Source organism: Enterobacter sp. Taxon_2, assembly GCF_058355295.1.
The window spans coordinates 2,230,602-2,242,258 of sequence record NZ_CM178024.1 but is presented as its reverse complement, the minus strand read 5'-3'; the positions used below and the strand labels follow the sequence as shown (position 1 = coordinate 2,242,258).

General features: G+C 55.5%; 8 protein-coding genes. 6 read left to right on the top strand and 2 right to left on the bottom strand.

Going from position 1 to position 11,657, the window contains the following annotated elements; genetic code table 11:
- Nucleotides 1–70: 70 nt before the first annotated feature.
- The 4 genes from AC4IC4_RS10625 (at nucleotide 71) to AC4IC4_RS10610 (ending at nucleotide 7,385) form a co-directional block, all read left to right on the top strand.
- Nucleotides 71–1,425 (top strand): IS3 family transposase gene (locus AC4IC4_RS10625; protein WP_491471184.1). Its coding sequence is split into 2 segments (ribosomal slippage): nucleotides 71–521 and nucleotides 521–1,425, totalling 1,356 coding nucleotides; the frame shifts between segments, so codons are not numbered across the junction.
- Between the two features lie 363 nt (nucleotides 1,426–1,788).
- Nucleotides 1,789–4,065, top strand: coding sequence for a primary-amine oxidase (gene tynA / locus AC4IC4_RS10620; protein ID WP_491472706.1), 2,277 nt, complete (start codon nucleotides 1,789–1,791; stop codon nucleotides 4,063–4,065).
- Nucleotides 4,066–4,232: 167 nt separating this feature from the next.
- The gene (locus AC4IC4_RS10615; RefSeq protein ID WP_491472705.1) at nucleotides 4,233–6,206 is read left to right on the top strand and encodes an alkyl/aryl-sulfatase; all 1,974 of its coding nucleotides are present in this window, start codon (nucleotides 4,233–4,235) and stop codon (nucleotides 6,204–6,206) included.
- Nucleotides 6,207–6,278: 72 nt separating this feature from the next.
- Nucleotides 6,279–7,385, top strand: a complete 1,107-nt coding sequence (locus AC4IC4_RS10610; protein ID WP_491472704.1) for a GGDEF domain-containing protein — start codon at nucleotides 6,279–6,281, stop codon at nucleotides 7,383–7,385.
- 9 nt (nucleotides 7,386–7,394) lie between these two features.
- Here AC4IC4_RS10610 and AC4IC4_RS10605 read toward each other — a convergent pair whose 3' ends face one another.
- Nucleotides 7,395–8,381, bottom strand: a complete 987-nt coding sequence (locus AC4IC4_RS10605) for a GlxA family transcriptional regulator (protein ID WP_491472703.1) — start codon at nucleotides 8,379–8,381, stop codon at nucleotides 7,395–7,397.
- A 121-nt stretch (nucleotides 8,382–8,502) separates the two neighbouring features.
- Between AC4IC4_RS10605 and AC4IC4_RS10600 the strand changes: the two genes are divergently transcribed.
- The gene (locus AC4IC4_RS10600) at nucleotides 8,503–9,267 is read left to right on the top strand and encodes an alpha/beta fold hydrolase (protein WP_491472702.1); all 765 of its coding nucleotides are present in this window, start codon (nucleotides 8,503–8,505) and stop codon (nucleotides 9,265–9,267) included.
- The gene (locus AC4IC4_RS10595; protein ID WP_491472701.1) at nucleotides 9,264–9,878 is read left to right on the top strand and encodes an FMN-dependent NADH-azoreductase; all 615 of its coding nucleotides are present in this window, start codon (nucleotides 9,264–9,266) and stop codon (nucleotides 9,876–9,878) included. Before AC4IC4_RS10600 ends, AC4IC4_RS10595 begins: the two co-directional genes overlap by 4 nt.
- 50 nt (nucleotides 9,879–9,928) lie before the next feature.
- Here AC4IC4_RS10595 and AC4IC4_RS10590 read toward each other — a convergent pair whose 3' ends face one another.
- Nucleotides 9,929–11,428, bottom strand: a complete 1,500-nt coding sequence (locus AC4IC4_RS10590; protein ID WP_491472700.1) for an aldehyde dehydrogenase family protein — start codon at nucleotides 11,426–11,428, stop codon at nucleotides 9,929–9,931.
- Nucleotides 11,429–11,657: the final 229 nt, after the last annotated feature.

Here is an 11,657-nt window from a genome sequence, read left to right as displayed (position 1 = left end):
TCGCCAGGGTGGTGGCGACTGCACTGAACCCCATATCCTGGACACCAGATCATAAAATCTGGAGGTTCAGATGAGATATCCTTTTCACATTCGTCTTGCGGCTGTACAGCATTACATGACTGGTGAGTCGAGCATTAAAGAAACAGCACATCTGTTCAGTGTTGGCCGGACGCCTCTTACCCGCTGGATACGGGCTTACAGGCGTCAGGGAAAGGCCGGGCTGGAGGACCGTCCTGCACGGGCCTATACTTCAGCTTTCAGGCTCCGCGTAATCCGTTATGTTACTGAACACGGTTGCAGCTATGCGGAAGCTTCAGCGCGCTTTGCCATTCCAAATGAATCGCTCATTCTCGACTGGACAAGACGTTACCGGAAAGGAGGCGCACAGGCGCTTAATACAGCCAAACCCGGGCCCGCTATGTCACAGAAAAAGTTTATACCTGACTCCAGACCGCTCAGTGAGATGACTCCCTCAGAACTTCTGAGAGAGCTGGAATATCTGCGGGCGGAAAATGCATATTTAAAAAAGCTCAAAGCCCTGAGGGAGGAAAACGCTCTCAGGGAACAGCAGAAAAAACGCGAGTGATACAGAGTTTGCTTGCAGACCACCGACTTGTTTACCTGTTATGTGCCGCAGGGCTGGCGCGTAGCACGTATTATTACCAGCTCTCCAGACCTGTCACTCAGTCGGAGCGGTATGCATCTGCTGTCAGTGCTATGTCCACCATCAGTCAGAGAAATGCACAACGCTACGGCTACCGAAGAATGACGGTGGCGCTGCGTAATGAAGCCTTCATCCTGAACCATAAAACGGTTCGCATATTGATGAAAAAGTATGGCCTGACATGTCAGTTACGCCGAAGGAAATACCGTTCCTGTATGGCTGGAGGCGGACTGGCTTCAGATAATCTGCTTGCCCGTAACTTCACTGCTGCATGCAGTGGAATAAAGTGGTGCACAGACGTGACGGAGTTCCGTGCCGGTGGTCAAAAACTGTTCCTGTCAGCCCTTCAGGACCTGTTCAATAATGAAATAGTGGCCTGGCAAACATCAACCAGTCAGTCACAACCTCTGGTCTGCAGGATGCTAAAAAAAGCGCTTAAAGCATGCAGAAACAAAGAAGGCGCGATGCTACACAGCGATCAGGGCTGGGCTTACCGAACACCTGTATGGCGCAGAATGCTGGCTGAAGCGGGCATCACACAAAGTATGTCGCGTAAGGGTAACTGTCTGGATAATGCAGTGATGGAAAACTTCTTCAGTCATCTGAAAGTAGAGATGTATTACAGGAAAAAGTACAGTTCAGTGAAAGAACTGGAAAGCGATATTGGCAGATATATTCGCTATTACAACACCGAACGAATCAGTTTAAAAACGGGCGGGATGAGTCCGGTACAATACCGGACGCTGGCAGAGCAACAATGAAATCGCAGTGTCCAGGTTTAGGGGTTCAGTGCAGACTGAGCCACCCTGGCACGTTCACAGGTCATGTCGTTACAGAGTAGCAAGGAACATAAAGTGAACGGAATGCCCACCAGTGCCGTATGTTCCCCCTCACCCCAGCCCTCTCCCTCAAGGGAGAGGGGGCCGTCTGTGCTGACATCATTTGTGGGGTTCCCTCAGCCTCAATGGGGAGGGGAAATGGCCCGGCATGTGATTTACCCCCGCTCTTTTTTTAACCTGGCAAGGCTGACAAATAATCTGGCAGATGCAGGCAAACGCTTTTCTCAGGCGCCTGTCAGGATAAGGCTGTCACAACACAATAAACACAACAAGATGAGGTCTACGATGGGAAGCAATTCTTCTTTTTCTGCCCGTAGAACGGCGCTGGCTATGGCCGTTGCGCTGTGTTGCGCCTGGCAATCCCCTGTTTTCGCCCACGGCAGTGAGGCGCATATGGTCCCGATGGACAAAACGCTGCAGGACTTTGGCGCCGACGTTCAGTGGGATGATTACGCACAGATGTTCACCATTGCAAAAGACGGCGCCTTTGTGAAGGTCAAACCGGGCGCTAAAACCGCCATCGTCAACGGTAAAACCCTCAAGCTCGAGGTGCCGGTGGTGATGAAAGGCAAAAAAGCCTTTATCTCTGACAGCTTCATCAACGATGTTTTCCAGTCCGGTCTTGACCAGACTTTCCAGGTTGAAAAACGCCCTCACCCGCTAAACGCGCTGACGGCGGACGAAATTAAGCAAGCCGTTGAGATTGTGAAAGCCTCGGCGGATTTTAAACCGAATACCCGCTTTACCCAGATTGCCCTTGCTGAGCCAGAGAAAGCCAAAGTGTGGGACTTTGTGCTTAACGGTACGGCGGTGGATGCCCCGCGTCAGGCGAAGATCGTGATGCTCGACGGAAAGCACGTTATCGAAAGCCTGGTGGATCTGAAGGATAAAAAAATCCTGCGCTGGGAGCCGGTGAAAGACGCGCACGGCATGGTGCTGCTGGATGATTTCACCGCGGTTCAGCAAATCATCAACGACAGCACGGAGTTTGCCGAGGTGCTTAAAAAACACGGCATCACCGACCCGAAAAAAGTGATTACCACGCCGCTGACCGTCGGCTATTTCGACGGTAAAGATGGCCTGAAGCAGGAAGATCGCCTGCTGAAGGTAGTGAGCTATCTGGACGTTGGCGACGGCAACTACTGGGCGCACCCGATTGAAAACCTGGTGGCCGTGGTCGATCTTGAGCAGAAGAAAATCCAGAAGATTGAGGAAGGCGCCGTTGTTCCGGTTCCGATGACGCCGCGTCCCTACGATGGCCGCGACCGTATAGAGACGCCTAAAAAACCGCTCGACATCATTGAGCCGGAAGGCAAGAACTACACCATCACCGGCGATATGGTGCACTGGCAGAACTGGGATTTCCACCTGAGCCTGGACTCCCGCGTCGGCCCGATGATCTCAACCGTCACCTATAACGACAACGGCAAAAAACGCCAGATTATGTATCAGGGGTCGCTCGGCGGCATGATCGTCCCTTACGGCGATCCGGACGTGGGCTGGTACTTTAAAGCCTATCTCGACTCCGGCGACTACGGTATGGGCACCCTGACCTCACCGCTGGTGCGCGGCAAAGACGTGCCGTCCAACGCCGTGATGCTCAATGAAACCATCCCGGATTACACCGGCGCGCCGATGGAGATCCCGCGCGCGATCGCCATTTTCGAACGCTACGCGGGGCCGGAATACAAGCATCAGGAGATGGGCCAGCCTAACGTCAGCACCGAGCGCCGCGAACTGGTGGTGCGCTGGGTGAGTACCGTGGGCAACTACGATTACATCTTCGACTGGGTGTTCCATGAAAATGGCACCATCGGGATTGACGCCGGTGCGACGGGTATCGAAGCGGTGAAAGGCGTACAGGCGAAAACCATGCACGACGCCACCGCCAAAGACGATACAAAATACGGCACGCTGATCGACCATAACATCGTGGGCACCACGCACCAGCACATCTACAATTTCCGTCTTGATATGGACGTGGACGGCATCAACAACAAGCTGGTGGCCATGGATCCGGAAGTGAAGCCGAATACCGCCGGTGGCCCGCGCACCAGCACCATGCAGATCAATCAGTACGATATTGATACCGAGCAGCAGGCGGCGCAGAAATTCGACCCGGGCACGATTCGCCTGCTGAGCAACACCCGCAAAGAAAACCGCATGGGCAACCCGGTTTCGTACCAGATTATCCCTTACGCAGGCGGCACGCACCCGGTGGCAACCGGCGCGAAATTTGCCCCGGACGAGTGGATTTACCATCGCCTGAGCTTTATGGACAAACAGCTGTGGGTGACCCGTTACCACCCGGATGAACTTTACCCGGAAGGAAAATTCCCGAACCGCTCCGTGCACGACACCGGGCTGGGTCAGTACAGCAAAGATAACGAGTCGCTCAACGATCAGGATGACGTGGTCTGGATGACCACCGGCACCACCCACGTGGCACGCGCGGAGGAGTGGCCGATCATGCCGACGGAATGGGTGCATACCCTCCTTAAACCGTGGAACTTCTTCGACGAGACGCCAACGCTCGGGAAAAAGAAAGACGAACAGAAATAAATAACGCACCGGGCGCAATGCCCGGTTTTTCATCTATTTACTTGCTGAATGCCTCTCCCCGATTATAGTTATTTCTACCTCGTTTATTTCCATTGCATTTCTTGAACCACTTTCAGCCAGGACACGAAGTTTCCACGAACGACGTAATACACCACTGAGAGGTTAGGATGAAATTCAATTTGATCGTCAGGAGTCTTGCTCTGGCTGGACTTGTTATTTCCGTTAGCTCCACCTATGCCGCAGAAGCCCCGAAGGATGCCACGGCCGCAACGCAACAAGCCAATAACGCCCTGTTTAATCAGCTTCCTTTCTCCGATAACACCGATTTTACGGACGCCCATAAAGGCTTTATTGCCCCTATTCCTCAGGAAATTATCAAAGGGGAACAAGGCAATATCATCTGGAACCCGCAGCAGTACTCCTTTATTAAAGAAGGCGATAAAGCCCCGGATTCCGTTAATCCCAGCTTATGGCGTCAATCTCAGCTGATTAATATCAGCGGCCTGTTTGAAGTGACCGACGGTATTTATCAAATTCGAAATCTTGATCTGTCGAATATGACCATCATCGAAGGGAAAGAAGGTATTACCGTGGTTGACCCGCTGGTGTCGGCAGAAACGGCGAAGGTCGGGATGGATCTCTATTTTAAACATCGCGGCAAGAAACCTGTTGTGGCCATCATTTATACCCACAGCCACGTTGACCACTATGGCGGGGTGCGCGGCGTGGTGGATGAAGCGGACGTGAAGTCCGGTAAAGTGAAGGTCTACGCCCCTGCCGGGTTTATGGAAGCGGCCGTTGCCGAGAATATCATGGCGGGTAATGTGATGAGCCGCCGCGCCAGCTATATGTATGGCAACCTGCTGAAGCCAGATGCCAAAGGTCAGGTGGGTGCCGGTCTTGGGACAACAACCTCCGCCGGGACGGTCACGCTGATTGCCCCGACCAATATTATCGAGAAAGATGGGCAGAAAGAGGTTATCGACGGCCTGACCTACGACTTTATGCTTGCGCCTGGCTCCGAAGCGCCATCGGAAATGCTCTGGTATATCGAAGAGAAAAAAGTCATTGAATCCGCAGAGGACGTGACCCACACCCTGCACAACACCTACTCGCTGCGCGGAGCGAAAATCCGCGAGCCGCTGCCGTGGTCGAAATACATTAACCAGGCGATTGTGCGCTGGGGTGATAAGGCCGAAATCATCATGGCACAACACCACTGGCCGACCTGGGGCAACGAAAACGTGGTCAAACTGCTGAAAAGCCAGCGTGACCTCTATCGTTACATTAACGACCAGACGCTGCGTATGGCGAACGAAGGGTTGACGCGCGACGAAATTGCCGCGAACTTCACGCTCCCGGACTCACTGGCCCATACCTGGGCGAACCGCGGCTATTACGGTTCGGTGAGCCATGACGTCAAAGCCACCTACGTGCTGTATCTGGGCTGGTTTGACGGCAACCCGGCGACGCTGGATGAGCTGCCGCCGGAAGAAGGCGCGAAGAAATTCGTTGAGTATATGGGCGGCGCGGATGCCATCCTGAACAAGGCGAAAACCGACTTCGACCAGGGGAACTATCGCTGGGTGGCGCAGGTGGTGAGTAAAGTGGTCTTTGCCGATCCAAACAATCAGGCGGCACGTAACCTGGAAGCGGATGCGCTGGAACAGCTTGGCTATCAAGCCGAATCCGGCCCGTGGCGTAACTTCTACCTGACCGGTGCGCAGGAGTTGCGTAACGGCGTGGTGAAAGGTCCAACGCCGAATACCGCTAGCCCGGATACGGTTCGCGCGATGACGCCAGAGATGTTCTTTGACTACCTGGCAGTCCATATCAATGGCCAGAAAGCCGGTGAGGCTAAATCTGTGTTTAACATTGATTTGGGCAGCGATGGCGGGAAGTACAAACTCGAGCTGGAAAATGGCGTGCTGAACCACACGGCGAACGCAGAAGCAAAAGATGCGGATGCGACGCTGACGCTCAACCGTGACACCCTGAATAAAATCATTCTCAAGGAAGTGACGCTGAAACAGGCTCAGGACAGCGGAAATGTCAAAATAAGTGGCGACAGCGCGAAACTTGATGCCATGCTTAGTTACATGGATAAGTTTGATTTCTGGTTTAACATTGTGACACCGTAACGGTGCATGCAAAAGGGCGGTTCGTCCGCCCTTTCCTGCTTCACGTGTTCGCCAGACAGGGTAAAAGCGTCAATGGAAAAAAGAAAAAAACCGACACTTGAACGGGCAACCTGGCCAACGCGCCATGCCATGGTCATGCACGGGCTGGCGATGAACCTGCCGTGGCTGGCCTTCGTCAATATCAGCTTCGCGGTGATGATCCTGCTGCGACACGTTCTGCTTAAGGCCAGCGATCCCCTTTATCCCCACTCGCCGCAGCTGACGAGAATGGTCGATGCCTCCATGCTCGGCATTATTATTCTCTCAGCCGCGCTGATCCTCATGGCCTGGCGGCGAATCGCCGGAATCAGCGTGGTGTTGTTTATCTGTAGCGCCATCTGGTCGGTCTCCAGCTTCTGGTTTATTACCCAGCTGCTGCTGCCTCACGTCTGGCCGCTGTGCGTCATTTTATTACTCGCCGGCTTAACGGCGCTCTATTTTTACCCCGAGGGGCTGCTCGCCTTTGTGCTCCCGCTCTGGATCACCCTGCCGATAGCAAGCTGGATACGGAACGATGGCCTCAACCTTCACTTCGTCGTCATCTGGAGCGTCTTTACGCTGATCCTGATCTGCGGGCGTTTCATTCTGTTGAGCTGGTTTGACGAGGCCTGGCGGCGTAATCAGCAGAATCAGCTGCTGATCTCCAGACTGGATGCGCTGGCGCATCAGGATCCGTTAACCAAAACCGCCAATCGCCGGAAAATGGAGGTGGTGCTGGAAAACGCGGTTGAGCAGAAGAAAACCTTCTCGGTGATCATGCTGGATATCGACTATTTCAAGCTCTACAACGACACCTACGGGCACCAGGCAGGCGACGACTGTCTGACCCGCGTGGCGCGGGTGCTGAAGCAGTCGGTGCGCACACCTGACGATGTGGTGTCGCGTTACGGCGGCGAGGAGTTCGTGGTCATCCTCTTCAATTGCCCGGAAAACATCGCGGAAAAGGTTGCCTTACGCATTCAGGACGGTCTGCGCGCGGAGTCCATACCACACAGCGCGTCAACCGTTAGCGACCATGTCACCGTGAGCATGGGGATTGCGAGCATGGCGGAGGGGTTAGCAGGCACCGAGATCATCGCCCGCGCCGATGCGGCGCTGTATCGGGCAAAGGAGGCCGGGCGGGATCGAGTATGCCGGTGAGAACGGCGGCTATTCCGCATGACGCTCGGCGATCCATTTGCGGTATTGACCGGGCGACATGCCCGTCACCCCCGTAAAAGCGCGCCTGAATGCCGTGTCGTCAGCGTAACCGCAAGCGCTGGCAATCTCCGTTATTGCGTACCCCGGTTGCTCCAGGAGACGCATTGCCTTTTCAATGCGCATGCGCGTCAAAAAGTTTTTAGGGCTTTCATTCATCTCCTCCGCCATTTTTCGGTGAAGGGTACGAGTGGTCATATTCAGCGCCCGGGCAAGCTGTTCTACGGTAATCGCCGGATTTTCATACCGGACGATATGTTCCGCTTTCATTATCATCGGATGGACTGAATTTAAAAAACCTGCTGGCGCGTAAACCTGCTGAGATAACGGCTGGCTGTCAGCCACGGCCATATCGGCCGTCAGACGCGCCAGCTTCTGCCCCGCGTGCAGACGGATGACATGCAGCGACAGGTCAACCCACGAGAGCGGGCCACCGGATGTGATAACCCGTGCGTCCTGCACCAGCGCTTTACCCCAGACAGGTTTGCTCAGCGGATAACGCTGGCGGAAAGTATGGTAAAGCCACCAGGTCGTCGTGCATGCCCGGCCATTGAGGATCCCCGCCTCGGCGAGAACCAACCCACCGGCACAGGCTCCCGCAAGCATCGCGCCTTTATCATACTGGCCGCGCAGCCATGCGCCAGCCTCGAGGACGGCCGCTGGCGAGACCGGGCGTTTCTGCTCGTCAAGCTTCATCCCGCAGGCAATCACGAGATCGAAGGTACCTCCGGTAACAAAGCTCGCTTCGGCCTCGATCGGCCGCCCCTGCGCGTCCGGGACAGGCTTTCCTTCCGCCGTGATGATGACCGCCTCAAAAGGCGAAATGCCCTCGCCGTCCGGCTGCTGAGCAATCACCTCGTTAGCCAGCCAGAACATGTCGCAGAGCCCAGCCACGGCGGATTTCATGCTTCCGGGTAACGCTAAAATGGCAATTCTCATGATTCAGGCCTGAGTAAAATGTCTGATTTCGTATGTTAACAGTCATTTCAGACACTACAAGCCTCTTTGTCCCTCTCGTTACACTGTGCCTCAACGTCTCTCAGGAAATTACGTCACGCTTATGAAACCGACACGCTTGCCCGTTCTTCTTTCTTTGCTTTGCATGGCTGCATCGCAGTCTGTGCAGGCGCGGATTAATAACATCATCCTCGTGCATGGTGCCTTTACTGATGGTTCCGTCTGGCAGGAGGTGATAGGCCGTTTGCAGACCCGGGGCTACCACGTCACGGCAGTGCAAAACCCTCTGACTTCGCTTGAAGAGGACGTCGCCGCCACAGAGCGTGTCATCGACCGTCAGCAAGGGGACGTAGTGCTTGTTGGCCACTCTTGGGCCGGCGCGGTCATCGCTCAGGCAGGCAATAACCCGAAGGTGAAAAAACTGGTTTTTCTCTCCGCCCTTGCCCCCGACAGCGGTGAATCGGTTACCTCTCTTCTTACCCACCTCAACGCCCCGATGGCCGACATGCGCCCGGATAAAAAAGGGTTAATCTGGCTGGACGATCCCGATGCCTATCAGCGCACGATGGCCAACGATCTGCCCCTCAAACGCGTAAAACTGCTGACGGCAACGCAGCAGCCTATCGCGGCAAGCGCCTTCAGCGAGAAGGTAGAACATGCAGCATGGCGTGAAAAACCCTCATGGTATCTGATAACCGAAGAGGATCGCGCCCTCTCTCCCGGTATCCAGCAGCAGCTCGCCGGCGCCATGAACGCCATCGTCCTGCGTATTAAGAGCAGCCATATGTCGATGATTTCCCACCCGGACGCCGTGAGTCAGTTTATCGAACAAGCAACCCAAACCGACGCAAAGGAAACAGAGAAATGAATATCCTGCATATAGATTCAAGTATTAACGGCGAATTCTCACTTTCACATCAGCTGACGGCAGAGGTGGTTCGCCAGATCGCGTCAGAGAAGGTGGTCTATCGCGACGTCGTTAAAACCCCCATCGCCCATCTCACCGGCACCGTTGCCGCTGGGTTCCGGCCGCTGCGGATAGCCACCGATGCGACGGCTGAAGATGTCCGCGAACACGCGCTGTCCGGGGAACTTGTGAACGAATTTCTCAATAGCGACCTCATCGTGATAGGTGCGCCTATGTATAACTTCTCCGTCTCAACTCAGCTTAAAGCCTGGTTAGATCGACTCGCCCAGCCGGGAAAAACCTTTAGCTATACCCCGACGGGCCCGGTGGGGCATGCGACCGGCAAAAGGATTATTGTCGTTTCAACCCGCGGCGGGATATATCACGGTACGCCAATCGAAGACATGGATTTTCAGGAGCGATACCTGCAGAAATTTTTTGGCTTTCTGGGCATCGACAGAGTGGAATTTGTCCGTGCTGAAGGGGCGACGCGCAGTGAAGAGGTCAGGGCTAAAGGCGTTGCGCAGGCGTTTGACGCTATTCCATCGGTCATTGCCGCAGCATTGAAATAGCCGCCGGGTTAAAGCCTGCCGGGTAACCGCAGCGTTACCCGGCAATGTTTTTAATACCGCACGCACACCGACTTGGTTTCACACCAGCCGTCCAGCCAGTCCGGACCAAAGTCACGCCCGGTACCGGACTGTTTCATGCCGCCGAACGGCAGGTTGGCGTCGATCAGCGTATGGCTGTTTACCCAGACGGTGCCCGCCTGCAGCCGGTCGGTATACTCCAGCGCCTTGCTGATATTTTGCGTCCAGACGCTGGCCGTCAGGCCATAGTCGCTGTCGTTTGCCAGCTGAAGCGCCTCTTCACCGTCGGCGACGCGCACCACGTTGACCACCGGGCCAAACACCTCTTCGCGGGTCAGGCGCAGCGAGGCATCCGGGTTCACCACCAGCGTAGGCGCAACGTAATAGCCTTTGCCTTCCGGCCCCCGGTTACCGACGATTAGCTCCGCGTTGCGCGACTTCGCCTCATCAAGGAAGGTCTGCACCTTGTCACAGTGGGCGCGCGACACCAGCGGGTTGATAAACGCCTCCGGCGACATGCCCGGCCCGACGCTCAGGGATTTCACCGCCTGCTCAAACCCGCTGACCAGCGTGTCAAACAGCGGCGCTTCAATATAGATGCGCGAGCTCGCCGCGCACACCTGCCCTTGGTTCAGGAAGCTGCCGGTCATCAGGCCTTCGATCACCCACGCCGGGTCGGCGTCTTTCAGTACAATAGCCGGGTTTTTCCCGCCCAGCTCCAGGGTCACGCCGGTTAGCGTGTCCGCCGCCGCACGGGCAATTTGCTTACCCGTCGCCGTTGAGCCGGTGAAGCTCACCTTTGCAATATGCGTATGCGAGGTCAGCGCTGCGCCACACACCGCGCCGCTCCCGGTCACCACGTTGAACACCCCGTCCGGGATGCCCGCTTCGCTGGCCAGTTCCGCTACGCGCAGCATGGTCAGCGGCGTGGTTTCTGACGGCTTGATGACAATAGAGCAGCCCGCGGCCAGCGCAGGCATCACTTTCCACATCCCGATCATCAGCGGGAAGTTCCAGGGCACAATTCCGGCCACCACGCCAACCGGCTCTTTACGCGTCCACGCCTGATAGCGGGCGCCCTGCGGCAGCGGGATGGAAAGGTCGAGGGTCTTACCCGTAATTTTGGTGGTCAGCCCGGCGGTATAGCGCATCCAGTTCAGGGTGCAGCTGACTTCAAACATGCGGGAAATGTTAATAGATTTCCCCTGCTCCAGCGTTTCAAGCTGGGCCAGCTCTTCGCTGTGCTGTTCCACCAGATCGGCGAAATGGAGCAGGATCCGCTCGCGCTCCGCCGGGAGTTTTCCGGCCCAGCTGCGGGCGACAAACGCGCGCCAGCCGGACATGACGGCACGGTCAACGTCGTCGACGCTGGCATCGGCAGTCGAGGCAATGACTTCGCCCGTGGCCGGGTTGTAGACGTTCAGCCGCTTTTCACTGTCCGACGCGGCCTGACGCCCTTCAATCCACAGGCCATGCTGTCGGTCTAAAAATTGTTGTACGGCAGGCTGAATGGCCACCTGTGATTCAGACATAGGATACTCCTTCGTTATTCTTCGCAGGGTGTTAATCCAGTCTAAGTGGGGTTTTGCATTCTCGCTTTTGTCTCTGTGACATTCGCTTTGCCACCTGTGACAGGCTCCGCAAATCGCGATAATTGCCGCTTATATCGCTGTTACCGGTGAGTGTTCTTTCCTATAGTCAGCCTCATAGCTCTGACAAAATGCAACACAAATGCAACAATGCAAAAACGTTGACGGTGCA